22 protein-coding genes are annotated in these 26,757 nt (G+C 72.9%); 14 read left to right on the top strand and 8 right to left on the bottom strand.

Annotated elements, in window-relative coordinates; genetic code table 11:
• Window positions 1-40: 40 nt before the first annotated feature.
• Window positions 41-1,849, bottom strand: coding sequence for a phosphoenolpyruvate carboxykinase (GTP) (locus I003_RS0111175; RefSeq protein WP_027771606.1), 1,809 nt, complete (start codon window positions 1,847-1,849; stop codon window positions 41-43).
• 244 nt (window positions 1,850-2,093) lie between these two features.
• Here I003_RS0111175 and trhA point away from each other — a divergent pair, with 244 nt between their 5' ends.
• The 3 genes from trhA (at window position 2,094) to I003_RS0111160 (ending at window position 5,094) form a co-directional block, all read left to right on the top strand.
• The gene (gene trhA, locus I003_RS0111170) at window positions 2,094-2,783 is read left to right on the top strand and encodes a PAQR family membrane homeostasis protein TrhA (RefSeq protein WP_037720628.1); all 690 of its coding nucleotides are present in this window, start codon (window positions 2,094-2,096) and stop codon (window positions 2,781-2,783) included.
• Between the two features lie 146 nt (window positions 2,784-2,929).
• A complete protein-coding gene (locus tag I003_RS0111165) occupies window positions 2,930-3,343 on the top strand; it encodes a hypothetical protein (protein WP_486584182.1) in 414 nt (137 codons plus the stop codon).
• A 248-nt stretch (window positions 3,344-3,591) separates the two neighbouring features.
• Entirely contained in the window at window positions 3,592-5,094 is a 1,503-nt protein-coding gene (locus tag I003_RS0111160) for an MFS transporter (RefSeq protein ID WP_027771603.1), read from the top strand.
• 142 nt (window positions 5,095-5,236) lie between these two features.
• Here the strand turns inward: I003_RS0111160 and I003_RS0111155 are convergent, their stop codons facing one another.
• The 4 genes from I003_RS0111155 to I003_RS0111140 all read right to left on the bottom strand — a co-directional run bounded on the left by I003_RS0111155 (window position 5,237) and on the right by I003_RS0111140 (window position 11,959).
• On the bottom strand, window positions 5,237-7,360 hold the full coding sequence (locus I003_RS0111155; protein ID WP_027771602.1) for a thioredoxin domain-containing protein: 2,124 nt from the start codon (window positions 7,358-7,360) through the stop codon (window positions 5,237-5,239).
• A 102-nt stretch (window positions 7,361-7,462) separates the two neighbouring features.
• The gene (locus I003_RS0111150; RefSeq protein ID WP_027771601.1) at window positions 7,463-8,674 is read right to left on the bottom strand and encodes a pyridoxal phosphate-dependent aminotransferase; all 1,212 of its coding nucleotides are present in this window, start codon (window positions 8,672-8,674) and stop codon (window positions 7,463-7,465) included.
• A 352-nt stretch (window positions 8,675-9,026) separates the two neighbouring features.
• Window positions 9,027-10,610 carry a D-aminoacylase gene (locus I003_RS0111145; RefSeq protein WP_027771600.1) on the bottom strand — a complete coding sequence of 528 codons (1,584 nt, stop codon included), beginning with the start codon at window positions 10,608-10,610 and terminating at the stop codon, window positions 9,027-9,029.
• Between the two features lie 20 nt (window positions 10,611-10,630).
• The gene (locus I003_RS0111140; protein ID WP_051368189.1) at window positions 10,631-11,959 is read right to left on the bottom strand and encodes an alanine racemase; all 1,329 of its coding nucleotides are present in this window, start codon (window positions 11,957-11,959) and stop codon (window positions 10,631-10,633) included.
• 98 nt (window positions 11,960-12,057) lie between these two features.
• Here I003_RS0111140 and I003_RS0111135 point away from each other — a divergent pair, with 98 nt between their 5' ends.
• Window positions 12,058-12,807 (top strand): IclR family transcriptional regulator, encoded by a 750-nt coding sequence (locus I003_RS0111135; RefSeq protein ID WP_027771598.1) that lies wholly within the window; start codon window positions 12,058-12,060, stop codon window positions 12,805-12,807.
• Entirely contained in the window at window positions 12,804-13,217 is a 414-nt protein-coding gene (locus tag I003_RS0111130; RefSeq protein WP_027771597.1) for a RidA family protein, read from the top strand. Before I003_RS0111135 ends, I003_RS0111130 begins: the two co-directional genes overlap by 4 nt.
• Before the next feature lie 23 nt (window positions 13,218-13,240).
• Here I003_RS0111130 and I003_RS0111125 read toward each other — a convergent pair whose 3' ends face one another.
• Window positions 13,241-14,215: a helix-turn-helix domain-containing protein gene (locus tag I003_RS0111125; RefSeq protein ID WP_027771596.1), complete on the bottom strand. Its 975-nt coding sequence runs from the start codon at window positions 14,213-14,215 to the stop codon at window positions 13,241-13,243.
• 93 nt (window positions 14,216-14,308) lie between these two features.
• Between I003_RS0111125 and I003_RS0111120 the strand changes: the two genes are divergently transcribed.
• Window positions 14,309-14,512, top strand: a complete 204-nt coding sequence (locus I003_RS0111120) for a hypothetical protein (RefSeq protein WP_027771595.1) — start codon at window positions 14,309-14,311, stop codon at window positions 14,510-14,512.
• A 55-nt stretch (window positions 14,513-14,567) separates the two neighbouring features.
• Here I003_RS0111120 and I003_RS0111115 read toward each other — a convergent pair whose 3' ends face one another.
• Entirely contained in the window at window positions 14,568-15,920 is a 1,353-nt protein-coding gene (locus I003_RS0111115; RefSeq protein ID WP_051368188.1) for a M14 family metallopeptidase, read from the bottom strand.
• 231 nt (window positions 15,921-16,151) lie between these two features.
• Here I003_RS0111115 and I003_RS0111110 point away from each other — a divergent pair, with 231 nt between their 5' ends.
• Window positions 16,152-17,444 (top strand): Nramp family divalent metal transporter, encoded by a 1,293-nt coding sequence (locus I003_RS0111110; RefSeq protein ID WP_027771593.1) that lies wholly within the window; start codon window positions 16,152-16,154, stop codon window positions 17,442-17,444.
• Between the two features lie 109 nt (window positions 17,445-17,553).
• On the opposite strand, the gene I003_RS0111105 is transcribed toward I003_RS0111110, so the two are convergent.
• Window positions 17,554-19,263 (bottom strand): glycoside hydrolase family 18 protein, encoded by a 1,710-nt coding sequence (locus I003_RS0111105; protein WP_027771592.1) that lies wholly within the window; start codon window positions 19,261-19,263, stop codon window positions 17,554-17,556.
• Window positions 19,264-19,597: 334 nt separating this feature from the next.
• On the opposite strand from I003_RS0111105, the gene I003_RS0111100 reads away from it, so the two are divergent.
• The 7 genes from I003_RS0111100 (at window position 19,598) to I003_RS0111070 (ending at window position 26,750) form a co-directional block, all read left to right on the top strand.
• Window positions 19,598-20,581 carry a hypothetical protein gene (locus I003_RS0111100; RefSeq protein WP_027771591.1) on the top strand — a complete coding sequence of 328 codons (984 nt, stop codon included), beginning with the start codon at window positions 19,598-19,600 and terminating at the stop codon, window positions 20,579-20,581.
• A 10-nt stretch (window positions 20,582-20,591) separates the two neighbouring features.
• On the top strand, window positions 20,592-21,305 hold the full coding sequence (gene cpaB / locus I003_RS0111095; protein ID WP_027771590.1) for a Flp pilus assembly protein CpaB: 714 nt from the start codon (window positions 20,592-20,594) through the stop codon (window positions 21,303-21,305).
• Window positions 21,306-21,407: 102 nt separating this feature from the next.
• On the top strand, window positions 21,408-23,156 hold the full coding sequence (locus tag I003_RS0111090) for an AAA family ATPase (protein ID WP_027771589.1): 1,749 nt from the start codon (window positions 21,408-21,410) through the stop codon (window positions 23,154-23,156).
• 2 nt (window positions 23,157-23,158) lie between these two features.
• Window positions 23,159-23,563, top strand: coding sequence for a TadE/TadG family type IV pilus assembly protein (locus tag I003_RS0111085; RefSeq protein ID WP_486584181.1), 405 nt, complete (start codon window positions 23,159-23,161; stop codon window positions 23,561-23,563).
• A gap of 2 nt (window positions 23,564-23,565) precedes the next feature.
• The gene (locus I003_RS0111080) at window positions 23,566-24,900 is read left to right on the top strand and encodes a TadA family conjugal transfer-associated ATPase (protein ID WP_027771587.1); all 1,335 of its coding nucleotides are present in this window, start codon (window positions 23,566-23,568) and stop codon (window positions 24,898-24,900) included.
• Window positions 24,900-25,835: a type II secretion system F family protein gene (locus I003_RS0111075; RefSeq protein ID WP_027771586.1), complete on the top strand. Its 936-nt coding sequence runs from the start codon at window positions 24,900-24,902 to the stop codon at window positions 25,833-25,835. The genes I003_RS0111080 and I003_RS0111075 overlap by 1 nt, the downstream gene beginning before the upstream one ends.
• Before the next feature lie 15 nt (window positions 25,836-25,850).
• On the top strand, window positions 25,851-26,750 hold the full coding sequence (locus I003_RS0111070) for a type II secretion system F family protein (RefSeq protein WP_027771585.1): 900 nt from the start codon (window positions 25,851-25,853) through the stop codon (window positions 26,748-26,750).
• The last annotated feature ends 7 nt before the right edge of the window (window positions 26,751-26,757 follow it).

The following is a 26,757-nucleotide window of genomic DNA, read 5'->3' as shown; positions in this document are numbered from 1 at the left end:
CCGTTGTCGCCCCCGCCGGTCCGGCCGGCCCCGTACCAGGTCAGCCCAGGCGGTCGACCAGTGCGTGGTACTCGTCCCACAGCTCCTTGGGAGTGTGGTCGCCGAAGGTGTCGAGGTGCGCGGGGATCAGCGCGGCCTCCTCACGCCAGACCTCGGGGTCCACGGAGAGCAGGAAGTCGAGCTGTTCGTCGGTGAGTTCGAGCCCGTCGACGTCCAGCGCGCCCTTTGCGGGCAGCACCCCGATCGGTGTCCGGACCCCCTCGGCCGTGCCGTTGAGCCGTTCGACGATCCACTTCAGCACGCGGCTGTTCTCGCCGAACCCGGGCCAGACGAACGATCCGTCCGCGTCCTTGCGGAACCAGTTCACGTAGTAGATCTTCGGCAGCTTCGCGGGGTCCGCATCCGCGCCGACCTTCAGCCAGTGGCCGAAGTAGTCGCCCATGTTGTAGCCGCAGAACGGCAGCATGGCGAACGGATCGCGGCGCAGCTCGCCGACCTTGCCCTCGGCGGCGGCGGTCTTCTCGGAGGCGACGTTGGCGCCGAGGAAGACGCCGTGCTGCCAGTCGAACGACTCGGTGACCAGCGGCACCGCGGTGGCGCGGCGGCCGCCGAAGAGGATCGCCGAGATCGGCACCCCCGCGGGGTCCTCCCACTCCGGCGCGATCGTCGGGCACTGCGCGGCCGGCACGGTGAAGCGGGCGTTGGGGTGGGCGGCGGGGGTGCCGGACTGCGGGGTCCAGTCGTTGCCGAGCCAGTCGGTGAGGTGCGTCGGCGGCTCGTCGGTCATGCCCTCCCACCACACGTCGCCGTCGTCGGTGAGGGCGACGTTGGTGAAGACGGCGTTGCCCCACAGGGTCTTCATGGCGTTGGCGTTGGTGTGCTCGCCGGTGCCGGGCGCGACGCCGAAGAAGCCGGCCTCGGGGTTGATGGCGTACAGCCGGCCGTCCTCGCCGAAGCGCATCCAGGCGATGTCGTCGCCGATGGTCTCCACGGTCCATCCGCGGGTGGTCGGCTCCAGCATCGCGAGGTTGGTCTTCCCGCAGGCCGACGGGAACGCGGCCGCCACGTACACGGCCTCGCCGCGCGGCGGGGTGAGCTTGAGGACGAGCATGTGCTCGGCGAGCCAGCCCTCATCGCGTGCCATGACGGAGGCGATCCGCAGGGCGTAGCACTTCTTGCCCAGCAGGGCGTTGCCGCCGTAGCCCGATCCGTACGACCAGATCTCGCGGGTCTCGGGGAAGTGCGAGATGTACTTGGTCGAACTGCACGGCCAGGGCACGTCCTGCTGTCCCGGCTCCAGGGGCGCCCCGACGGAGTGGACGGCCTTGACGAAGAAGCCGTCGTCGCCCAGCTCGTCGAGGACCGGGCGGCCCATGCGGGTCATGGTGCGCATGGCGGTGGCGACGTACGCGGAGTCGGTGATCTCGACGCCCAGCGCGGAGAGCGGGGAGCCCAGCGGGCCCATGCAGAAGGGGACGACGTACATGGTGCGTCCGCGCATGGCGCCCCGGAAGAGACCGCCCTCGCCGGAGGTGCCGGTGAAGACCTCGCGCATCTCGGCGGGGTCCATCCAGTGGTTGGTCGGCCCGGCGTCCTCCTCCTGCTCGGAGCAGATGAACGTACGGTCCTCGACGCGCGCGACGTCGGTCGGGTCGGAGGCGGCGTGATACGAACCGGGCCGCTTGACCGGGTCCAGTTCCGTGAAGGTGCCCTTGGCGACGAGCCCGGCGCACAGGCGGTCGTACTCCGCCTGGGAGCCGTCGCACCACACGATCTCGTCGGGCTGGGTGAGGTCGGCGATCTCCTGGACCCAGGAGAGGAGCCCTTCGTGCTTGCTCGGGGTGGCCATGAGTGCTGCTTGCTCCAGATGTCGAGGGATGTCGGGCGTTTCTTCCTTGATGTCTTGTCTATCTGGTTTTCAGGACCATGACCCCTTGGGGGCGCCGACCCGGCTGCCGCTCATATGAGCTCATCCGGTGTCGGGTGTGCGCTCGTTTGATGATGAGGTAGCTCAGACGTCATGTCCAGCGGGGCCCGCGTGAGCAGCGCCACTCCGCGGCCGTTACCTACGGGCGCGTAGGTAGCATGGGCGCATGAGTGCGACGGGCGAGGGAGAGCTGCAGCGTGTCGCCAATGCCGCGGCCGCCGCGCTCAAGCCGCGGCTGCGCGGCTGGTTGCACGCGGTGATGTTCCCCGCGGCGCTGTTCGCGGGCGTGCTGCTGACGGCGCTGGCGGAGAGTCCGCGCGGACGGCTGGCCTGCGCCGTCTACACGTTGACGGCGTGTCTGCTCTTCGGTGTGAGTGCGCTCTACCATCGCGGCGACTGGGGTCCGCGGGGTACGGCCGTGCTGCGCAGGCTCGACCACGCCAACATCTTCCTGATCATCGCCGGCACGTACACGCCGTTCACGATCCTGCTGCTGGAAGGCGGCAGGCAGCAGGCGCTGCTCTGGTTCATCTGGGCGGCGGCGCTCGCCGGGATCGCGTTCCGCGTCTTCTGGGTCGGTGCGCCGCGGTGGCTGTACACGCCGTGCTACATCGCCATGGGCTGGGCGGCGGTGTTCTTTCTGCCGGACTTCATGCGCGCGGGCGGTATCGCGGTGTTCGTGCTGGTGGTCGTCGGCGGCGTGCTGTACAGCGCGGGTGGTGTGATCTACGGCATCAAGCGGCCGAACCCGTCGCCGCGTTGGTTCGGATTTCACGAGGTCTTCCACTCGTTCACGCTGGCCGCATTCGCCGTCCATTACGTGGGGATCTCGCTCGTCGCGTACCGCCACGCCTGAGTCGGGCGGGGAGAGTTCCTGCCGGCCGGCCGTCCCTCTGTCCGGGTGATCCGCTCGTGTCGGCCGCCGCGATTCGGGGTGTGAAAGCCCCGGGGGTGCTGTTATTCGGTGCGAACCAGCACCCTCACTTCCCGTGGAGGCAGAAAATGCGCATCCGTATGCTCGCCCGCTCCGTGGCCGTCAGCGCCGTCGTCGTCGGTCTCGCCGGGGCCGGCGCGGCTTCGGCCCAGGCCGCCGCGTCCTCGAAGCACGGCAAGCCGTGCTGCAGCAAATCGCACACCAGCAAGTCGTACAACAAGGTCCACAAGGAGAAGAACAAGTTCGACAAGTCGTTCAACAAGGTCCACAAGGAGAGCAACAAGTTCGACAAGTCCTTCAACAAGATCCACAAGGAGGACACCAAGATCCACAATTCGTTCAACAAGACCCACAAGACCTGGAACAAGACCGACGCCGACGTCGACGTCTACAAGACCGAAAACCGGGTCTCGGGCAACAAGTACGCCGTGGTCGGCCCCACGGCGTCGGTCCAGTTCGCGCCGCTGCAGAGCGGCAACTAGGACCCGGTCGTCATCGGGTGCCGAATGCCACCCCCCTCTCCGCAAGGCGCGCTCGTGGCCCCGTGCGGAGGCATTCCGCAGTGATCCCGGTCCGGCCCGCACCTCCTCCTGTGTGGGCCGGACCTTTCCCGTTGCCGCCGCAGGTGTGCGGATGCCGGCCGGCCGCGACCCTGGCGGCCAATTCTGAAAGTTGCTACTTTTTGCGAGTGGCTTCCAGAAGGCGCTGGTGGGCTCTCGGCGGGCTCGTCATGTCGGTGCTCGTGCTCGGGTTCGACATGACGATTCTCAACGTCGCGCTGCCCACGATGGCGGCGGACCTTCAGGCAGGCACCGGTGAGCTGCGGTGGATCGTGGACGCGTACGCGGTGGTCTTCGCCGCCTGCATGCTGCCCGCGGGGCTGCTGGGGGACCGGTTCGGGCGGCGCCGGCTGCTGGTGACCGGGCTGCTGATCTTCCTGACCGGCAGTCTCATGGGCACGTTCGCCTCCGGCCCGGGGGCGGTGATCGTGTCGCGCACGGTGATGGGCCTGGGCGGGGCGCTCATCCTGCCGCTGGCGATCTCGGTCATCCCCACGCTCTTCGGCGACGATGAACGCCCGAGGGCCGTCGGAGCGGTGACCGCCGGCATGGCGGTCGGCCTGTCGGCGGGGCCGCTGGCGGGCGGCTGGCTGCTCGACCACTTCTGGTGGGGCGCCCTCTTCATGCTGAACATCCCGCTGGTGGTCCTCGGCATCGCCGCGGCGCTGCTGCTCGTACCCGAGACTCGTGACGCGGCCGCGCCGCGCGTCGACCCGGTGAGCACCGTGCTCAGCATCCTCGGGCTCGGCGGGCTGGTCCTCGGGGTCATCGAGGGGCCGACGCGCGGGTGGGACGAGCCGCTGGTGGCGGGGCCGCTGGCCGGCTCGGCGGTGCTGCTCGGCCGGCTGGTGCTGCGGGAACGGCGCGCGGTCCGGCCGATGCTGGACCTGGAGCTGCTGGGCGACCGTGCCTTCCGGTGGAACGCGATCGTGGCCGTGCTCGCGACGTTCGTGATGGCGGGCCTGCTGTTCGTGCTGCCGCCGTATCTCCAGGAGGTGCTGGGCAACGGCCCGTTCGGCACGGCGCTGCGGCTCATGCCGCTGATGGCGGGCGTACTGGTCGCCGCGCGGGCGGCGCCGTCGCTGATGGCCCGGCTCGGCTCGCGGGTCGTGGCCAGCGCGGGGATGGCGGTCTTCGCGTTCGCGATGGTGCTCGGCACGCGTACGGACGCCTCCGACCCGTACCGCTTCACGGCGGTGTGGCTGACCGTCACCGGACTCGGCCTCGGGGCCGCCCTGGTGCCGACCATGGACGCCGCCCTCGGCGCGCTGCCCGTGAGCCGGGCGGGGCGCGGTACGGGGCTGCTGACCACGTTGCGGCAGCTCGGCGCTGCCATCGGGGTCGCCCTGCTGGGCAGCCTGCTGAACGGGGTGTTCACGGACCGACTGGACACCGAGGGGGTGCCGGGGACCGCGGCGGACGAGGCGCGGGAGACCGTGGTCGCGGCGCACGCGGTCGCCGAGCGGCTGGATGCCCCCCGGCTTGCGGAATCGGCCTCCTCCGCGTACGTGCAGGGCATGGACGCGGCCCTGCTGGTCTGCGGACTCGCCGCGCTGCTCACCGCGGTCCTCACCGCCGTGCGGCTGCCCGACGAAAGGCGAGGCGAGCAGCGGGAATCCGGGACGCGGCCCGGCGAGGAAAAGGCAGGCCACGGTGCCACAACGGCCCCATAAGAACCGCGTACAGGGCGGTGAGGGGCGCGGCCCCGTCCGGTGCCTCCGCCCGGCGGGGAGCGGGAGGCGGCCCGAGGCAGGCCGCCGGCAGGGCGCCCGCGGTGCCGTGACGCGGCCCGGCGCCGTGACGCGTGGCCGCGCGTCAGCCCTCCGGCGGTGCCGTGGGGGTCACCTGGGCGCGTAGCTCCTCGGGCCGGGTCACCGGGGCGGCGCAGACGAAGTGGCGGCAGACGTACGCGGCGGGAGCGCCGTCGACGAGAGGGCGGCCGGCGAGGAGGGGGACGGCCTCGGGGTCGTCGACCGGTGCGGCCGGGCCGTCGCCCGTACCGGACGCCGGGCCGGTCGCGATCACCGCGCCGGGGGCGGGGGAGAGGAGGGCCGTGCGGTGGAGCTCCGCGAGGCGCGGGTCGTCCGGGGGCCCGACGACGGCGACTTCGCGCGGGCCGTCCAGCGCCGCTTCCGCCGCCGCGAGGCCCCAGCCGACGAAGCGGGGCGCCCGCGGGCCCAGCTTCGCCACGATGCCGAGGGCCTGTTCGGCCGCCTCGCGGTGCCGGGCGCTGCCGGTGTACGCGGCGTAGGACAGCAGTGCCGCGGCCGACGCCGTCCAGCCGGAGGGCGTCGGGTTGTCCGTCGGGTCCTGGGGGCGCCGGATGAGCTGCTCGGCGTCGTCGGCGGTGTCGTACAACGTACCGCCCTCGCCGCGGAACCGGTCGAGCACGGTGTCGAGGAGCAGCCCGGCGAGGTGGAGCCAGGTCCCTTCGCCGGTGACGGCCGTGAGCGCGAGGAAGCCCTCCGCCACGTCGGCGTAGTCCTCCAGCACACCGGCGGACTCGCCCGCCTCTCCGCCGCGCGAGGTCCGTACGAGCCGCGCCACCGTGCCCGGACCGCCGCTGCCGTCCGTCATGTGCACCCGCACCAGCAGGTCCGCCGCGGCCACCGCGGCGTCGACGAGGTCCGGCCGGTCGAAGTACGCGCCGATCTCCGCGAGGGCGGCGACGGCCAGCCCGTTCCAGGCGGTGACCACCTTGTCGTCGCGGAACGGGCGCGGCCGTTCGGCCCGCGCCGCCGTCAGCCGCTCCCGTACGGAGCTGGTCCGCTCGGCGTCGAACGGCATCCCCGTATCCGGCAGTTGCAGCACCGAGGCGCCCTCCTCGAACGTGGCCGCCTCCGGTGCCTCGGGCACGCCGTAGTACGTCCCGGCCAGCACCGCGTCCTCCGCCCCGAGTACCTCGCGCAGCTCCTCGGGCGTCCACACGTAGTACGCGCCCTCGGCGTGCCCGCCGCCGCCGGGCCGGTCGCTGTCTGCGTCGAGCGCGGAGGCGAAGCCGCCCTCCTCCGTGCGCAGTTCGCGCACCAGGAAGTCCGCGGTCTCCAGCGCCACCCGCCGGGCCTGCTCGCTGCCGGTCGCGCGCCAGAGGTGGGCGTAGACGCGGGCGAGCAGGGCGTTGTCGTAGAGCATCTTCTCGAAGTGCGGGACGACCCACTCCGCGTCCACCGAGTAGCGCGCGAAGCCGCCGCCGAGCTGGTCGTAGATGCCGCCGCGGGCCATCGCCTCGCAGGTGGCCCGCACCATCTCCAGCGCCGCCGCCGAGCCGGTACGGGCGTGGTGGCGCAGCAGGAACTCCAGCACCATCGCCGGCGGGAACTTCGGCGCGCCGCCGAACCCGCCCCGTACCGCGTCGAAGTCCTTCGTCAGCCCCAGCAGCGCCGCGTGCACCTCCGCCGCCCCCGGCGCCCCGTCCGCCGTACCGCCCGCCGCCGCGCTCAGCGTCCGCCCCGCGAGGTCCGCCGCCACCCGCGCCGCCACCTCGGTGACCTCCCCCCGCCGGTCCGCCCACGCCGCCGCGACCCCCTGCAGCACCTGCCGGAACGACGGCATGCCGCCCCGCGGCTGCGGCGGGAAGTACGTCCCGAAGTAGAACGGCTCGGCGTCGGGCGTGAGGAACACCGTCATCGGCCACCCGCCCTGCCCGGTGGCGGCCTGCACCGCCTCCATGTACACGGCGTCGACGTCCGGCCGCTCCTCGCGGTCGACCTTGATGCTGACGAAACCGGCGTTCAGCTCCGCGGCGGTGGCCTCGTCGGCGAAGGACTCCCGCGCCATCACGTGACACCAGTGGCAGGAGGCATAACCCACCGACAGCAGCACGGGCACATCCCGCCGCCGCGCCTCGTCGAACGCCTCGGTGCACCAGGGCCACCAGTCGACGGGGTTGTCGGCGTGCTGGAGCAGATACGGCGAGGTCACACCAGCCAACCGGTTCATACGGGCATCGTCGCACGACGCGGCGCACCCGGCCCAACTCCGTGAGCGACCCCTGCGTGGCGGCGTGCCGTCCGGGGTTCCGCCCGGACGGTCGGCGGGAGGCTACCGCTGGCGGTAGCCGTCCAGGAACGTGCCGATGCGGGTGATGGCGTCCGTCAGGCCGTCCTTTTCGAGGAGGGTGACGATGCGGAAGTGGTCCGGGCGGGGCCAGTTGAAGCCGGTGCCCTGGACCAGCAGGATGTTCTCCGCGCGGAGGAGGTCGAGGACGAAGCGGGCGTCGTCCTTGATCTTGTGGACCTTGGGGTCCAGCCGGGGGAAGGCGTAGAGGGCGCCCTTGGGTTTGATGCAGGTGACGCCCGGGATCTGGGTGAGCAGGTCGTAGGCGGTGTCGCGCTGGACCAGGAGGCGGCCTCCCGGGAGGATCAGGTCCTTGATCGACTGGCGCCCGCCGAGGGCGGTGGCGACGATGTGCTGCGCGGGGACGTTGGCGCACAGGCGCATGTTCGCCAGGATCGTCAGGCCCTCCAGATAGCTGCGGGCGTCGTGCTTGGGGCCGCAGACGGCCAGCCAGCCGCTGCGGTAGCCGGCCACGCGGTACGCCTTGGAGAGCCCGTTGAAGGTGAGGACCAGCAGGTCGGGGGCGTAGGTGGCGGTGGGCGCGTGGGTGGCGTCGTCGTAGAGGATCTTGTCGTAGATCTCGTCGGAGCACACCACCAGGCCGTGGCGCCGGGCGATGTCGGTCAGGCCGCGCATCACCTCCGCGTCGTAGACGGCGCCGGTGGGGTTGTTCGGGTTGATGACGACCAGGGCGCGGGTGCGGTCCGTGATGCGGCGTTCGACGTCGTCGAGGTCGGGCATCCAGTCGGCCTGCTCATCGCAGCGGTAGTGCACCGGGGTGCCGCCGGCCAGGGAGACCGCGGCCGTCCACAGCGGGTAGTCCGGGGCCGGGATCAGGACCTCGTCGCCGTCGTTGAGGAGAGCCTGCATGGACATCTGGATCAGCTCGGAGACGCCGTTGCCGAGGAAGACGTCCTCGACGTCGAGGTCGATGCCCGCGGTCTGGTAGTGCTGCATCACGGCGCGGCGGGCGGGCAGGATGCCCTTGGAGTCGCCGTACCCGTGGGCGCTGCCGGCCGTGCGGAGGAGGTCCTCCAGGATCTCCGGCGGGCACTCGAAGCCGAACGGGGCCGGGTTGCCGATGTTCAGCTTGAGGATCTGGTGACCCGCCGCCTCACGCCGCATCGCCTCCTCGAGCACGGGGCCCCGGATGTCGTAGCAGACGTTGGCGAGCTTCGTTGACTGGATCACCTGCATGCGGCCACTGTACGGGCCGTCCCCGCGCCCCGCCTCCGGATAACATGCGAGCCCGGTCACATGACCGAGCGCCCTCCGGGTCGAGCCCGTACCTGCCACAACGCCCGGACGGCGGCCCCGTCTCCCACCGGCCGGCCGGTGTTCTCCGGACTCGGCGCCGACTCGCTCGCGCTCGTCAACGACGAGCCCGTGGCCGCGCCCGACGACGGCACCCCGGCACCGGCCGGGCCGCGGCCCGGCTCGCCCGGCTGCTGCGCGCCTCCCGCGCCTCGGCCCCCTTCACCCTCGCCGTCGACGCCGGCCGGAGGAGGGGAGGCGCTGCCGGGCTACGCCATGGTGCTGACCGCGGGCCTCAGGGCCGGCCGCGGCGTCGCACCGTCCGCCCCGGCACCGCCGCGGTCCGGCGGCCCTCCCGCATGACGAACTCTCCGCCCACCAGCACGTACGGCACCCCCACCGGGCCCCGTCGCGGCTCGGCGTAGGTCGCCCCCGCCGCCACCGTCGCCGGGTCGAAGAGCACCAGGTCGGCCACGTACCCCTCCCGTACCAGCCCGCGGTCCGCCAGCCGCAGCCGGGCCGCCGGGCGGGCGGTGAGGTGGTGGACGCACTCCTCCAGGGTGAGCACGCCCAGCTCGCGCACGTAGTGGCCGAGGTAGTGCGGGAAGGTGCCGTACGCCCGGGGGTGCGGCTTCGCGCCGTGCAGGATGCCGTCGCTGCCGCCCGTGTGCGCGGGGTGGGCCATGATCGCCCGGACGTTCTCCTCGTGCCCGACGTGCTGCAGGATCGTCGTCGCCAGCCGGTCGTCCAGCAGCAGCCGGCGGGCCGCGTCGAAGTCCGGGAGCCGCCGCCCCACCCAGTGCGCGAGCGCCGGGTCGCCCACGCCCGAGACCTCGATCGTCGACCAGTCCATGGGCACGCCGTGCGACCCGTCGGAGCCCTCGACCTCCAGCGCGTGCCGTATCCGCGCCGCGGTGTCCGCGTCCCGCAGCCGGGCGAGCATCGCCTCCGGGCCGCCGACCGCCGCCCAGCTCGGCAGCAGCGCCCCCAGCGTGGTGCAGCCGGCGAGGTAGGGGTAGGTGTCCAGCGAGACGTCCACGCCCTCGGCGAGCGCCCGGTCCAGCAGGGCGGTCAGCTCGGCGGCGCGGCCGGCGTTGACGTCGAAGTTCACGGTGGCGTGCGCGAGGTGCAGCGCGCAGCCGGCGTCCCGGGCGAGGCCGAGCATCTCGGCGTACGCGCCGAGAGCGCCGGCGCCGTACGAGCGGTGGTGCGGGCAGTAGTAGCCGCCGTACGCGGCGACGACCCGGCACAGCTCCGTCAGCTCGGCGGTCGGCGCGTACATCCCGGGCGGGTACGTGAGCCCCGACGACATCCCGACCGCACCCTGCTCCATGCCTTCGGCGACGAGCCGCTTCATGTGCGCCAGCTCGTCGTCCTGCGCCGGCCTGTCCTCCCAGCCCAGGGCCAGCATGCGCACGGTGCCCTGGGGCACGAGGTACGCGGCGTTGACGGCCAGCCCGTCGCCGTCGGGGCCGCGGTCGAGGCGGTCGAGGTACTCGCCGACCGTGCGCCAGTCGAACGCCACCGCGTCGTCGCCGGGCCCGCCGCCGTTCCAGCCGGCGATCTGCCGGCGCAGCCCGTCGAGTGTGCGGTCGTCCACGGGCGCGTACGACAGTCCGTCCTGGCCGATGACTTCCAGGGTCACGCCCTGCGCGGCCTTGGCGGTGTGCGCGGGGTCGCGCAGCAGGGCGAGGTCGGAGTGGGCGTGCATGTCGATGAAGCCGGGGGAGAGGACCAGGCCGCCGGCGTCGAGGACGGACCGGCCGGTCAGCCGGGGCGCGACGGCCGCGATCCGGCCGCCGGTCAGCCCGACGTCGGCGCGGCGGCCGGGCGCCCCCGATCCGTCGACGACGAGGGCGCCGCGGATCACCAGCTCCATGTCCGCCCCCCCGGTGCCGCTCAGAAGAAGGTCCGTACGTACTCCGTGACCGTACCGTCCTGGTCCACCAGAGGGATGAGCGGCCACTTGTCGAAGATCGTGCACGGGTGCGACAGCGCCAGCGCCACCCAGTCCCCGACCTGGAGGTCCACCCCCTCGGGGGTCACGTCCAGCCAGGCGTGCTGGTCCGAGAGCCTGCGCACGGTGATCCCCGTCGCCGCCCGCTCCGCGCCCGCCCCGCCGGCCGCGTCGAACCGGCGCACCGCCACCGGCACCGGCAGGTCGAGGTCGTACGCGGCGTCCCGCTTGCCGGCGTTGACGAACGCCTGCCCCGGCTCCGGCCGCGAGACCACCTGCGTCCACAGCCGGAACGCCGGCGTCAGCGACCCCTCCGCGGGCACCCGGTTGAACGGCGTCACCCGGCTGTAGTGGCCGTCGTCGTGGCTGACGTACGCCCCCGAGCGCAGCAGCTTGAGCACCGGCCGCGACAGCTCCGGCGCCGCCGCGAAGCCGTCGGCGACGGCATCGAACCACGCGCTGCCCCCCGCGCTGACCACGATCTCGTCGGCGTCCGCGAAGAGCCCGGCGGCATCCAGCTCGGCCGCCAGCCCCAGCAGCCGCCGCATCCAGCCCCGTACCACCGCGCCGTCCGCGCCCGGCGCCTCCGCCTCGTACCCGGCGACCCCGACCAGCCGCAAGGTCCGCGTCCGCGCCGCCGCCTCGGCGACCGCGCGGCACTCGACCTCCGTACGGGCACCGGTACGCGCGTCCGGGCCGCCGCCCAGCTCGACGGTGACCTCCACCGGCCGTGTGGCCCCGGCCGCCCGCAGCGCGGCGTCCATCAGCTCGACGCCGCGCACCGAGTCGACGTAGGCGACGAGCCGGAAGTCCGGGTCGGCGGCCAGCTCGGCGGCGAGCCAGCGCAGCGCGGCGGCGTCGACCAGCTCGTTGGCCAGGAAGATCCGCCGGACGCCGAACGCCCGCGCCACCCTCGCCTGGTGGGGGACCGCGACCGTGATGCCCCAGGCGCCCCGGTCGAGCTGGCGCTGGAAGAGCTGCGGGGCCATCGTCGTCTTGCCGTGCGGCGCGAAGGCCAGGCCGTGGGCGGCGGCGAAGCGGGCGAGCGCGTCCAGGTTGTGCTCCAGCGCGGGAGCGGAGAGCGTGAGCACGGGGGTGGTGAAGCCGCCGGTGAAGAGCGACCGGCGCTGGGCGGCCAGCTCGCCGGCGGTCAGCCCCTCCGCGTCGGGCGGCAGGCCCTTGAAGCGGTGGTCGATGCGTTCTTCCGCCAGCTCCCCGAGCGACGCCATGAAGCCCTCCAGCAGGTTGGTTGCGCAACGCGCAACGTGCATTGCGTATACCGACACCGCTGTCTAACATCCGGGCGAACGGCTGGTCAACGGCCGGAGACACGGAGCAGGGACGGCACCACGCACGGTGGGAGGACACGATGAGCCAGTCGGTCGGCCGCGCGCTCGCCATCCTGCCGATGCTCGCCGACGGCCCGGCGGGGCTGGAACAGGTCGCCACCCGGCTCGGCGTGCACAAGACCACCGCGATGCGGCTGCTGCGCACCCTCCACGAACACGGCCTGGTCTACCGCCAGGACGACCAGCGCTACCGCCTCGGTGCCCGGCTCTTCGCCCTCGCCCAGGCGGCGGCCGAGAGCCTGGACGTACGCGAGATCGCCCACCCGCACCTGGTGAGACTCGGCGAACTCACCGGGCACACCGTGCACCTCGCCGTCTACGAGGACCGCGAGGTGATGTACATCGACAAGGTCGAGAGCCGCTACCCGGTGCGCATGTACTCGCGCATCGGCCGGCCCGTCGCGATCACCGTCGCGGCCGTGGCCAAGCTGCTGCTCGCCGACCTGCCGGAGCCGGAGCGGCGCGCCGTCGCCGAGCGGCTGGAATATCCCATGTACACGCCCCGTTCGACGCCCGACGCCCAGGCCCTGCTCGCCGAGCTGGCCACGGTGCGCGAGCAGGGCTGGGCCGCCGACTTCGGCGGCCACGAGGAGTCCATCAACTGCATCGGCGCCCCCATCCGCGGCGCCGACGGCCGTACCGCCGCCGCCTGTTCCCTGTCGGCGCCGAACGTCGTCGTCACCGCGGACGAGCTGATGACCCTCCTCCCGCAGCTCCGCCGCACGGCGGCAGCGATCAGTGACGACTACTCCGGAAGAGTGCCCGCATGAGCGACAAGGCCCAGAAGACCGACGTCACCCCCGCCACCCACGTCCCGCCGCCGGCGCGCTTCTCCGCGGGCGTGCGCAAGGGCAACATCCTGCAGGTAGCGGGCCAGGTCGGCTTCCTGCCCGCCGAGGAGGGCAAGCCGCCGACCCCGGCGGGCCCGACGCTGCGCGCGCAGACCGAGCAGACGCTGTCGAACGTGAAGGCGGTGCTGGAGGAGGGTGGCGCGTCCTGGGAGGACGCGGTGATGATCCGCGTCTACCTCACCGACACCGCCCACTTCGCCGAGTTCAACCAGATCTACGACGCCTACTTCGCGGAGCTGGAGCAGCCGCCTGCGGCGCGTACGACCGTGTACGTCGGGCTGCCCGCGGGTCTGCTCGTGGAGATCGACTGCCTGGCCGTGCTCGGCTGAGCGGGACCGCCGCGGCCCGCCCGTCAGCGCCCCGCGCCGACGGCCGGGCCGCGGAACGTGCGCCGGTAGGCGTGGGGCGTGATGTCGAGCCGGCGCAGGAAGTGGTGGCGCAGCGTCGCGGCGTTGCCGAAGCCCGCGCGGGACGCGATGGTGTCCACCGTGGCGTCGGTCTCCTCCAGCAACTGCTGGGCCAGCAGCAGCCGCTGGCCCAGCAGCCACTGGTACGGCGTCGTGCCCGTCTCCTGCTGGAAGCGGCGGGCGAACGTACGCGGCGCGAGGTGCGCCCGCGCCGCAAGCTGCTCGACCGTCGCGTCCTCGTCGAGGTGCTCCTGCAGCCAGGCCAGCACCCGGCCGATGGCGTCGTCCTCGCACGTGGCGCGCACCGGCCGCTCGATGTACTGCGCCTGGCCGCCGTCCCGGTGCGGCGGTACGACCATCCGGCGGGCGATCGCGTTGGCCACCTTGCTGCCCTGCTCCTCGCGGACGAGGGCGAGGCAGGCGTCGATGCCGGAGGCGGTGCCGGCGGAGGTGAGCACCGGGCCGTCGGCGACGTAGAGCACGTCCGGCTCGACGAGCGCCTGCGGGTACTCGCGCCTGAGCATGTCGGTGTAGAGCCAGTGCGTCGTGCAGCGGCGGCCGTCGAGCAGACCGGCCTGGGCGAGGAGGAACGCACCGGTGCACACGCTCAGCACCTTCGTGCCGCGGGCCACCGCCTCGCGCAGCGCGTGCAGCAGCTCGGGCGGGAAGTCGCGGTACGCGAACTGCTGGCCCGCCGGGACGGCGATCAGGTCGGCGCCGGCGAACCGCTCCAGGCCGTGCGGCACGTCGACGGGCAGGCCGGGGTGGACGGTGACGCGGCCCGGGTGCGGGGCGGCGAAGGCGAAGTCGTAGAGCGGCAGGCCCTCCTCGCGGCGGTCCATGCCGAAGACCTCGGAGACGACGCCCAGCTCGAAGGCGTTGACGTCATCGGTGAGCAGACACACGACGTTGGAGAGCATGCGGCCAGTATGCCACCGTCCTGGCAGTAATTCGAAGGTCCCTGGCAGGGCTGCCACTGTTTGTGTGTGCAAGGATCAGGGATCGTAGACGACATGAACGCGATCCTCGACTACACCGTCGGAACCCTGGTCCTGCTCCTCATGGCCGCGATCCTGGTCGGCCCGGCCCTGTACTTCGACCGGCGCGAGCGCAACGCCGAACGCCGGATCGAGACCGCCGAGCGCGGCAAGCACGCGGCGCCCGCCCGGGAGGCGTCCGTCCGGGACACGCTCGCCGGCTACGGCCGCGCCGCGTGACCGCCGGCCCTCCGTGGTACGGCGCGCCCCCGCCTCCCGGGGGCGCGCCCCTGTGTCAGCCGGCGCAGTACTCGGCTTCCTTGCCGATCGAGCGGTACATGCAGTCGGCGTTCTCCAGCAGTTGCAGCACCGCGTCCCGGTTGCGGCCGGTCTCCCGCTCGATGACCTCGTCGGGCGGGTAGAACCCGCCGCCGCCCGCCGAACTCGGGTACATCTCGAACGTATAGCTGAAGACCTTCTGCTCGCCCCAGAGATAGTCGTTGACCGACCCGTCCGTGATGTACAGGTCGCTCGACTGCTGCGGCGTGTAGCCGTTGCTCGCGGCCATCTTCTCCCCGACCGCGGCGAACGCGTCGCGGTCGTCCTGCGTCAGCCCGGGGCCGGTGTCGTCGTAGGTGTACCCGTACGGCCACAGCACCAGCTCGCTGTACGTGTGGAAGTCGATGCCCGCCGTGATCTGCTGCTCGCCGTCCACGACCCGGCTGCGCGCGAAGTCGGCGACGACCTTGACCTCCGTGGCCGACTCGCCTGCGCTGCCGCGGTAGGTGTCGCTCGACGGGCTGCCGGAGGAGCCGCCGCAGCAGCCCCAGCGGTAGTTCCAGTTGCGGTTCAGGTCCGTGCCGACGGCGCTGGAGCCGGAGTTCGGCTGGCGGTTCTTGCGCCAGCTGCGGTACGAGCCGGAGGCGATGTCGTACTCGCCGCCGTCCGGGTTGAGGTCCGGCACGATCCAGATCTCGCGGCCGTCGACGACGTCGGTGATCCGCTGGTCGGTGCCGTAGCCGTCCGCGAACTCGCCGAGCAGGTACAGCGCCATCTCGACGGTCAGGTGCTCGCGGGCGTGCTGGTGGTGGGTGAAGAGGACCTCGGGCTCGTCCTCGTCGGCGCTGACGTTGTCGCTGATCTTGATGGCGACGATGTCGCGGCCCTCGTGCGAGGTGCCGATGACCTGCTTGCTGATGAGCTCCGGGCGCTGCGCGATCCGCTCGTCGATCTCCGCGGTCATCTCCGCGTAGTTGTGGTAGCCGGAGTCGGCCGGGGGGAAGTCGAGCGTCGTGGGAGGGCCGTCGCCGAGCCGGGCGGGCGGCGCCGGGAGCTGCTCCAGCCGGTAGCCGAGCGCGCGGAGCTGCCGCGCCTGGGAGGCGTCGGCGGAGACGACCACGGAGTGGTCGCGTGCCTCGTCGATGGAGACGCCGGTGGCGGCGAGGCGGGTGCGGGCCTCGCGGCCGGTCTGTCCCTGTACCTCGTACTGCCGGATCTCCTCGCCCTGCTGTGCGCGGGACGTGCTCGTTCCGGCCGCCTTCGCCTCCGCCCGCTCGGCGGCGGGTTCCGCGCCGGCGGCGCTGAGGGCGCCGGCGGCGGCGAGGGAGAGCACCGCGGTCAGGGTCACCGACCGAATGCGTAGTCGCATGCCTGCTCCTGATGTGGGGGTGTGGGGTGGTGCATGGCGACGTGGTGTCGTGTGGAGCTGTGGTGCGGGTCAATGGTTCTGAACCTGGCGTGGTCAGGTCAAGAGGCCACCGGGGTGCCATGCCCGTGCGGTGCCCGTGTGTTCGGGTATGTACGCCCTCTTGTGCGGCCGTCCGCGGATCCCTTTCAATCACGGGGATCGCAGGGGGGACGAGCTGCGAAGGAGCCGCTCATGGCCGACCGCACCGAGTCCGCGTCCGCACCGCCCGGGATGAGAAAGGCCAAGTGGCGCTACATCGGGCCGGGAATCGTCGTCGCCGCGACCGGTGTCGGTGCCGGCGACCTGGTGGCCACGCTGCTCGCGGGCAGCAAGTTCGGCTACACCCTGCTCTGGGCTGCCGTCATAGGCTGCGTGGTCAAGGTCGCCCTTGCCGAGGCCGTCGGCCGCTGGCACCTGGCCACCGGCCGCACCCTGTTCGAGGGCTGGCGCACCCTCGGCACCTGGACCTCCGTCTACTTCGCCGTCTACGTCGTCATCTGGGGCTTCGTCTACGGCGCCACGGCCATGTCGTCCTCCGCGCTGCCGCTCGTCGCGCTCTTCCCCGACGGGCCGGAGCTGAAGACCTGGGGCATCCTCACGGGCCTCGCCGGCCTGGTGTTCGTCTGGTTCAACCGCTACGCGGTCTTCGAGAAGGTCATGACCGTCCTGGTCGGCGTCATGTTCGTGGTCGTGGTCTACGTCGCCGTCCGCGTCTCCCCGAACCTCGGGGACGCCTTCGCGGGGCTGTGGCCCACGCTGCCCGACGACTCGCTGCTCTACACCCTGGGCCTGATCGGCGGCGTCGGCGGCACGATCACCATGGCGGCGTACGGCTACTGGGTCAACGCCAAGGGCTGGACGGACATCGGCTGGCTGAAGGTCATGCGGCTGGACAACCGGGTCGCCTATATCACCACCGGCGTCTTCGTCGTCGCGATGCTGTTCGTCGGCGCCGAGCTGCTCCACGCCACGCACCTCACGCTGGAGTCGGGCGACAAGGGACTGGTCGACCTCGGCGACATCCTTGAGGAGCGCTACGGCGCCGCCACCGCGAACCTCTTCCTCATCGGCTTCTTCGCCACCTCGTTCACCTCGCTCATCGGCGTCTGGCACGGCGTCAGCCTGCTCTTCGCGGACTTCGTGGAGAACGTGCGCGGCGGGCGGGGCGCGGGCGACGGCAGCGCGCGGGAGGTCGCCGTGGGCAGCCGGGAGCGATCGCTGCCGTTCCGCGCGTACCTGCTGTGGCTGACGTTCCCGCCGATGACGCTGCTCTGGCTCGACCAGCCGTTCGCCATCGTCATCACGTACGGCGTGCTCGGCGCGTTCTTCATGCCCTTCCTCGCGCTGACGCTGCTGTGGCTGCTCAACACCGGCCGCACCCCGCCGCAGTGGCGCAACGGCCCGCTCAGCAACTCCCTGCTGACCGTCTCCGGAATGCTCTTCGTCGTGCTGTGCGTGCAGCAGATCAGGGACCTGCCCTGGTAGCCCGCAGGGGGACGGACAAGGGCCCGCCCGCCCGGGCTGCACGGGCGGGCGGGCCCGGGACGTCCAAACGGCCGGCGGCGCGGGAGGCGGCCGGCCGCGGACGGGCCGGTCAGGGCAGGGCGTGTACGTGCGGGCCCACCGCGCCGGACCAGGCGTTGCCGGCGGTGGCGTCCCAGTTGGTCGACCACGTCATGGCGCCGCGCAGGTCCGGGTAGGTCCGCGGGGGCTTGAACGAGCCGCAGTTCGTCCCGCGGGCGAGACAGTCCAGCGCGGCGTTGACGACGGACGGTGCGGTGTAGCCGCCGCCCGCGGCGCGCGTGGACGCCGGCAGGCCGAGTCCCACCTGCGAGGGCGCGAGCCCGCCTTCGAGCTGGATGCAGGCCAGGGCGGTGAGGAAGTCGATCGTGCCCTGTGCGTACACCCCGCCGTCGCAGCCGAGCATCGTCCCGCTGTTGTAGTACTGCATGTTGACGACGGTGAGGATGTCCTTGATGTTCAGCGCGGTCTTGAAGTACTCGCCGGCGGTCGACTGCATGTCGATGGTCTGCGGCGCCATCGTGATCACGAGGTCCGGGCCCGCCTTCTGTGACAACTGGCGCAGCGCCTGCGTCATGTAGGTCGAGTTCAGGCCGTTTTCCAGATCGATGTCGACCCCGTCGAAGCCGTACTCCTGCATGAGCGTGTACAGGCTGTTCGCGAAGTTCGTGGCCGCGGCGGAGGAGTTCACCGCGACCGTGCCCCTCTCGCCGCCGACCGAGATGATCACGGTCTTGCCCGCCTGCTGCTTGGCGGCGACGTCCTGCTTGAACTCGGCGACGGTGTAGCCGCCGAGGCCGGCGGAGTCGAGGGTGAAGGTCACCGCGCCCGGGGTGGCGGTCGCGTCGGCGAAGGCGACGGCGATGATGTCGTACTGGCTGCTCACGTCGCGGATCCGCTGCACGGTCGCGCCGTTGTTGAAGTTCTGCCAGTAGCCCGTCACCGCGTGCCTGGGCACCGTGGTGCCGCCCCCGCCGTCCGGGGCCGTGGTGCCGGTGACCGTCGCGGACTTCGGCGACTCGCCGGCGGCGTTGGTCGCGGTCACCTGGAACCGGTACGCGGTCGAGGGTGTCAGCCCGGTGACGGTCGCGGAGGCCCCGTCGGTGCTGAGCACCTTCGTGCCGTCGCGGTAGACGTGGTAGCCGGTCGCACCGGTGACGGGGGACCAGCCCAGCGAGACGGAGCGGGCGGCGGTGCCGGTCACGTCCAGGCCGGTGGGCGCGGCGGGGACGGCGCCCGGGTCGCCGCCGGGCCCCGTGAGGCTGACGTCGTCGGCGTGGTAGGCGGGCTGGCCGTACCAGCCGTGGGTGTAGACCGTCACCGAGGTGGTGTCCGGCCCGGTGGTGAAGCTCGTCCTGAGCTGGGAGTACGAGGACGCCCCCGAGGTCCAGGCGGAGACGTCGGTGGTGCCGGTGCCGGTGGCGCCGAGGTAGACGTACGAGCCCTGCACCCACGCGCTCAGCTCGTACGCGGAGTCGGGCCGGACCGCGACGGTCTGCGTGCAGCGGGCGTAGTCCTGCCCGGCCGGGGTGGCGCGCAGCGCCGAGGTGCCGCTGTGCACCGGGCCGGTGACGGTGGTGCCGGCGCCGCCGGAACAGGTCCAGCCGCTCAGGCCGGACTCGAAGCCGGGGTTCTGGACCAGGTTGGGCTCCGCGCTCGCGGCCAGCGGGGCGCCGAGGAGCGTGGCGAGGAGGCCGCCGGCCGCGGCGACGGCGAGCCGGCGGAAGGACCTTCGGGCGGTCCGGACGGTGCGGGGCGTGCGGGGTCTGCGTGCTCGGAACACGGGGGCCTCCGTAACGGGGGAGCGCGTGAGGAGCGGGACCGTGCGGGGTCGGGGGTGGACCGGGACATACGTGTCAGGGCGGTGCGGGCCGGTACAGGGTGCGTCGCCCAACTTGGTCCAGACCAATACGGGTGTCAAGCCCTCCCGCCGGGGAGCCGCACCGCGAACGGCTCCCTCCGGCCCGCCCCCGGCCGTCCCCCGTGCACCCCAACCCTCTTTGCATAAAAGGTGTTTCCGCAGTCCACGTCCCGGTTATGGTGCTCAGAGCGTGTCTGAGACCGGTGGGGGGACGCCCGACGTGCCAACAGCCATCGCAGTCACCAGCCCCGACCTCGTGCTCCCCGCCCCCGGCCGGCACGGGCCGCTCGGCCGGCAGGGCCCGCCCGGCCTCCCGGGGCCCACGGTGATGGCGCTGCGCCACCCGCGGGAACAGCCCCTGGAGGAGGCGCTGGCGGAGGTGTCCGCCGTGCTGGAACAGCACGGCTTCCTCGTCGTGCTCCATCCCGCCGCCGCCCCGGCCGCCGTCGTCCGCCGGCTGCACACCGTACGGTCCGTGCTGGAGAGCGACCGGATGGCGCTGATCCCGCTGCCGTTACCGCCGCTCGCGGTCGCCGTCATCGCCCGCCAGTTGCTCCAGTTGTCCACCGCCGACCTCGGCGCCGGCGTGCTCGCCACCGCCGCCCGGCTGCTCACCCACTACATCCACGCCGGCGCCGTCCTCGGCAGCGTCGCCAAGCTCGACCGGGTGCCGGTGACCCTCGGCGCCCACGCCCGCTCCTGGGTGCCCGGCGCCCAGTTCGCCGTCCTCGCCGCGCCCCGTCCGCAGCTCGTACGGATCGGCCGCGACCCCGTGCCGCCGGGGCCCGACTTCGCCACCGGGCTCGTGCACGCCTCCGGGCGGGCCGACGCGGCCTGGGTCACCGGCGAACTGGCCGCCGCCTGGCGGGTGCAGGCGCTGGAGCTGGCTCCGCTGCCGGCCGCGTCGGCGCCGTGGTGGGCGACGGACAAGGTCTGCGAGTTCGCCGCCGGGATCACCGACCCGCTGGTGCTCAGCCGCCTGGTGGCGTCGGTGCAGCGGGCGCGCTGTTCGTGGTGCGGGCTGGAGATCATCGGCGACCGGTGCCTGCTGTGCGCCACCCCGGTGCCGCCCGGCCCCGCCGCCCCCTCGCCCGCGCCGCCGCAGGCGGTGCCGGCACCCGTGCCGCCGCAGGGCGCGCCCGCGCCCGTGGCGCAGCCGCCGCCGTGGTCCGTACCGCAGCCGCCGCACCGGAGCGCCGTCGGCACGGCCCCACCGTCACCCCCCGAGATCAACCGTTGAGGTCCCGTCGATGAACTCACGCCAGCGTCGCGGCATCATCCTCGTCCTGCTGTCGGTCCTCGTCGCACTCGGCGCCTTCGCCGGCGTGCTGGCGTTCGTCAGCGACGTGGAGTCCAAGGTCGGCGACGAGGCCACCGCGTACCGGCTCACCACCGACGTCGAGGCGTACGAGCCGCTCGATCCCGGCCAGTACGAGAAGACGACCATGCCCGAGCGCTGGCTGCCCGACACCGCGGTCACCGACCCGGACGAGCTGGACGGCAAGGTCGCCCTCACGCCGCTCAAGCAGGGCTCGCTGCTGCAGAGCGACATGGTCAGCGGCCGTCCCGAACTCGAGCCCGGACAGCAGGAGATCGCCATCATGATCGACGCCTCCACCGGCGTCGCCGGAAAGATCACCCCGGGCGCGCGGGTCAACATCTTCGCCACCTTCGACGCCCAGGGCGACGGGGACAAGCCCGTCTCCCAGGTGATCGTCGCGGGCGCCCGCGTCCTCGACGTCGGCGAGCTGACCCCGATCGAGCGCACCGGTGACGACGACCCCCGGGCCGACGAGGGCGAGGCCGTGCCGATCACCTTCGCCCTCGCCACCTCCGACGCGCAGCGCGTGGCGTACGCGGAGTCCTTCGCCACCCACGTGCGCCTCGCCCTCGTCGCCCCCGGCGAGGAGGACACGGACATCGCCCCCGAGGACCGCACGTACACCCTCGACGAGGACCGGTGAGGGGCCGCACATGACCGACCGCATCCAGCGCAGCCCCGCCGTCCCGCGGGCGTACGGGAAGCGGGCCGCGCGCCCGTACCCCGCCGAAGGGGGCCGGCGGCCATGACCGTACGCATCCAGCCGGTCATCGCCGACCCCGACGCGGCCCGCGCCACCGTCTCGCTCCTCCACCAACTGCCCGACGCCGAGGCCGCCGCGCCGATCGGCGACTCCGTCGCGCTGCTCGACCACCTCGCGACCCTCGGTGGCACCGGAGTGGCCGAACTGCCCGAGGTGCTCCTCGTACACGAGCGGATCGGCCCCGTGCCCGCGCTGGAGCTGATCCGCGACGTCGCGCTGCGCTTCCCCGCCGTCGGCACCGTCCTCGTCACCGCCGACACCTCGCCCGCCGGGTACTCCGCCGCCATGGACGCCGGCGCCCGCGGCGTCGCCGGGCTGCCGCTGGGGTACGAGGAACTGGCCGCCCGGGTACAGGCCGCCGCACAGTGGAGCGCCGGCGTCCGGCGGCACCTCGGCGCCGCGACGGGCCCGGAGGCGTTCGGCGGTCCGGGCGGCACGCTCGTCACGGTCAGCGGCGCGAAGGGGGGTGTCGGCACCACGGTCGCGGCGGTGCAGCTCGCGCTCGCCGCGCGGGCCGCCGGGCGGCAGGTGGCGCTGGCCGACCTGGACCTCCAGTCCGGCGACATCGCGTCCTACCTGGACGTGCAGTTCCGCCGCTCGGTCGCGGACCTGGCGGGCATCAAGGACATCTCGCCGCGGGTGCTGCAGGACGCCGTCTTCACCCACCACACCGGCCTCGGCCTGCTGCTGGCCCCCTCCGAGGGCGAGCGCGGCGAGGACGTCGACGACCGGGCCGCGCGGCAGACGCTCAGCGCGCTGCGGTCGCGCTACGACGTGGTGGTGCTCGACTGCGGCAGCCAGGTGACCACACCGAACGCCGCGGCCGTCGAACTCGCCGACGTCGCACTGCTCGTGACAACCCCCGACGTGATCTCCGTGCGCGGCGCGAAGCGCATGCTGCGGCTGTGGGACCGGCTGCAGATCCGCAAGGCGGAGGACACCGTCGTGCTGGTCAACCGGCTCACCCGGAACACCGAGATCCAGCCGTCGATCATCGCCCGCGCCACCGGGACCACGGTGGCGCGGACGGCGGTGCCGGCGGCGTTCAAGGAACTGCAGCCGCTGGTCGACGCCGGGCGGCTGCAGGATCTGGAGCAGCGCTCGACGGTACGGCAGGCGCTGTGGACGGTGGCGGGAGAACTGGGACTGACGGTGGTGCCGGACCAGCCGGGCCCGGGGGCGGCCGGTGGCCAGGGGACGCACGGCGGCGGAGCGCAGCGGGCACTGGGCGCGGGCGCCGGTCCGGGCGCCCCCGCCGGCGGGCGCGGCGCGGGGCCCGCGCCGCAGGTCGCCCCGCCCGGCGCCAAACCGGCGCTGCCGCCCGGCGCCCCGGAGGCGCCGGGGCCCGGCGCCGCGCGGGGTCCCGCGCCCGGCCGCGGGGGGCGGCGCTGGGGAGACCGGGGACAGGTGTCGGTGGAGTTCGCCGGGATGCTGCCGCTGATCGCGCTGGCCCTCGTCGTCGTCTGGCAGTTCGTCCTCGTCGGCTACACCTACTCGCTCGCCGGCAACGCCGCCGACATGGCCGCGCGCGCCGCCGCCGTCGGCGGCTCCGCAGAGGACGCAGCCGAGGAGGACCTGCCGGACGCCTGGGACGCCTCGGTGTCGGTCGGCTCGTCGAACGGCGTCACCACCGCCACCGTCGACCTGAAGGTGCCGGTCCTCTTCCCGGGCGGGCTCAACTTCCCGTTCACGGTCAGCGGCACCGCCGGCGCCACGGACGAGGGAGGCTGAGGGTGCGCAGCAGATCGGGTACGAAGACGCGCGAAACCCGGCGGCCGGTGCGGCGCCGCGGGCGCGACCACGGGTCCGTGGCCGTCGAGTACATCGGCTTCCTGCCCGTGCTCATCTTCATCGCGCTCGCCGCGGTGCAACTGGGCGTCGCCGCCTACACCGCCTCCCAGGCCGGCACCGCCGCCCGCGCCGCCGCCCGTATGGAGTCCCTGGACGACCCGCCGTCCTCCGCCGGCGCCGCCGGGGCCGCGTCGATCAGCGACTGGCTGGACGCAGCCTTCTCCGTCTCCTCCGGCGACGGCGAGGTCACCGTCACCGCCAGCGTCGAGATCCCGTCCGTCATCCCCGGGATCGGCAACTTCGGCTCGGTGGAGCGCAGCTCGACCATGCCGCGGGGGGAGGACTGACGATGAGCCTGCGAGCCCGTATCACCACCCCCGACCACACCACGGAGGGCCACGGCGAGACCCTCGTCCCCACCTACCGCGCCAAGCTGCTGGAGGAGATCGACCTCGCCGAGATGTCGGCGCTGTCACCCGCCGAGCGGCGCGCACGGCTGGAGCGGGTGCTCGGCCACATCCTCAGCCGCGAGGGCCCGGTCCTCTCCACCGCGGAGCGCTCGCAGCTCATCCGCCGCGTGGTGGACGAGGCGCTGGGGCTCGGCATCCTGGAGCCGCTGCTGGAGGACCCGAGCGTCACCGAGATCATGGTCAACGGACCCGACCGGATCTACGTCGAGCGCGCCGGCCGGGTCGAGCAACTGCCGCTGCGGTTCGCCTCCGACGACCAGCTGATGCAGACCATCGAACGCATCGTCTCCACCGTCAACCGCCGCGTGGACGAGTCGACCCCCATGGTCGACGCCCGGCTGCCCACCGGCGAGCGGGTCAACGTCATCATCCCGCCGCTGTCGCTGACCGGGCCGACGCTGACGATCCGCCGCTTCCCGCGCTCGTACACCCTGGCCGAACTCATCGGCCTCGGCACCCTCGACGAGCACATGCTGCTCCTGCTCTCCGGCCTGGTCCGGGCGAAGTTCAACGTCATCGTCTCCGGCGCCACCGGCGCCGGGAAGACGACCCTGCTGAACTCGCTGTCCGGGCTCATCCCCGAGCACGAGCGGATCATCACCGTCGAGGACGCCGCCGAGCTGCAGTTGCAGCAGTCGCACGTGATCCGGCTGGAGTCGCGCCCGCCGAACGTCGAGGGCAAGGGCCGGATCACCATCCGCGACCTCGTACGCAACTCGCTGCGCATGCGCCCCGACCGCATCATCGTCGGCGAGGTGCGCGGCGGCGAGACGCTGGACATGCTCCAGGCCATGTCCACCGGCCACGACGGGTCGCTGGCCACCGTGCACGCCAACTCCGCGGAGGACGCGCTGATGAGGCTGCAGACGCTGGCGTCGATGTCCGACGTCGAGGTGCCGTTCGAGGCGCTGCGCGACCAGATCAACTCGGCCGTCGACGTGATCGTGCAGCTCGCGCGGCACACCGACGGCACCCGCAAGATCGACGAGATCGTGATGCTGTCGTCCCGCGGCCGGGAGGTCTACCAACTGGTGTCCGTCTGCCGCTTCCGCGCCCTGCCGATCGGCTCGGACCGGATCGTACGGGGCCAGTTCGAGTTCTCACCACTGCCACGCCGCACCGGCGACCGCCTCTTCTACGCGGGCGAGCCGGTACCGCCGGCGTTCGGGGTGGCGCCCTCGGACCGGCACCTGCAGACCCGGGAGGCGAGGTGATGGACCGTCAGCAGCTTCTCGCGCTCGTCGTCGGCCTGTCGCTGCTCGCCGGCGCGCTCGCCGTGTGCGGCGTCGCCGTCTACGCCTCCGGCCGCGCCCGCCGCGCCGAACTGCTCGACCGGCTCTCCGACGCCGGCGACCGGCGGCCCGGCCGCCGCTTCGCCGAGGTCGACCGGCGGGTGCGGCCCACACGGATCGGCCGCTATCTGGAGCGGCGCATCGCCACGACGGGACTGGACGTCAGCCCCGGCGAGTTCTCGGTGTACGTGCTCTCCGGCGTCGCCGTGCTCTGGCTCCTCGCCGACGCCCTGTTCGCGGCGTTCTTCGGCCCGATCGCCGGGCTCATCGGGCTGTGGTGCGCGCACGCCTACCTCAACTGGCAGCGGCAGAAGCGCATCGAGGCGTTCATCAACCAACTGCCCGACCTCTCCCGCATCCTCGCCAACGCCACCCAGGCCGGCCTCGCCCTGCGCACCGCGCTCGGCCTCGCCGCCGAAGAACTGGAGGCCCCGGCCGGCGAGGAGCTGACCAAGGTCACCGACCAGCTCGCCGTGGGCGTACCGCTCGACGACGCCCTCGGCGACCTCGCCGAGCGACTGCCCTCGCGCGAGCTCTCCGTGCTCGTCTCCACGCTGGTGCTCTCCAACAAGGCCGGCGGCCAGGTCGTCGCCTCCCTGCGGAACCTCACCGGCACCCTCAACGACCGCAAGGAGACCCGCCGCGAGGTGCGTACCCAGCTCTCCCAGGTCACCCTCACCGCGTACACCGTGCCCGTCATGGGCGTCGGCACCCTGCTGCTCACCGACCAGGTGATGCCCGGCTCCATCGAGCGCATGGGCTCCTCGCCGCTCGGCCAGGGCGCGGTGCTGACGGCCGTCGGGCTGTACGCGCTGGCCATCCTGCTCATCCGCCGGCTCGCGAAGATCGACGTCTGAGAGGGCCGGACGCACATGGACCACGGAACCCAGGGCCTGCTCCTCGCCGCCGCCGCCGGCCTCGCCGTCTTCGGCGTCCTCAGCGGCATCCGCATCTACCGCGCCGAGGTCAAGCTCCCCAGCGACCTCCAGGTGGCCCTGGAGGTCGGCGCCACCCGCACCACCGCCGTCGGCTCGCTCATCGACCGGCTCGGGATGCGGTTCGCGCCGCTGGTGCTGAAGCTGATGGGCCGGCGCGCGGTGGAGAACAAGCGCCGCAAGATAGACCGCGCGGGCAACCCCGGCGGCCTGACGATCGACCGCTACGCCGCCCGCCGCGCCGTCTACGCCGCCATCGGCTACGGCGGCGCCCTCACCCTTCTCTCCTCCGGCCAGTGGGTCGGCGCGCTGGTGCTGGCGGCCTTCGGCTACGGCTGGGCGGAGGTCGGCATCTGGGCGGCCGTACGGAAACGGCGCGACGTCATCGAACGCACGCTGCCCGACTTCCTCGACGTCCTGGCCGTGGTCGTCAGCGCGGGACTCGGCTTCCGCCAGGCGCTGGACCGCGTCAGCGAACGCTATACGGGCCCCTGGGCGGACGAACTGCGCATCACCCTGCGCCAGATGGACATGGGCGTCTCCCGGCGCCAGGCGTTCGAAGAACTGCGCCGCCGCAACGACTCCGAGCAGGTCGCCCAGTTCGTCACCGCGCTCCAGCAGGGCGAGGACCTGGGCGCGCCGATCGTGGAGACGCTGATACAGATCGCCACGGACCAGCGGCGCACCGACGCCCAGAACGCGCGCCGCCGCGCTTCCCGGGCGATCCCGAAGGCGACCCTGCTGATCACGAGCCTGATGGTGCCGGCGACGATCATCCTGCTGGTGACGGCGGTGTATCTGGGGTCGGGCTCGGAGTTCGGCGTGCTGACGGAGTAGCGGACAC

It is taken from the genome of Streptomyces sp. CNQ329 (assembly GCF_000482585.1).
Note: the sequence above shows the minus strand (reverse complement) of the source record. Positions and strands in the feature narration are given on the sequence as shown.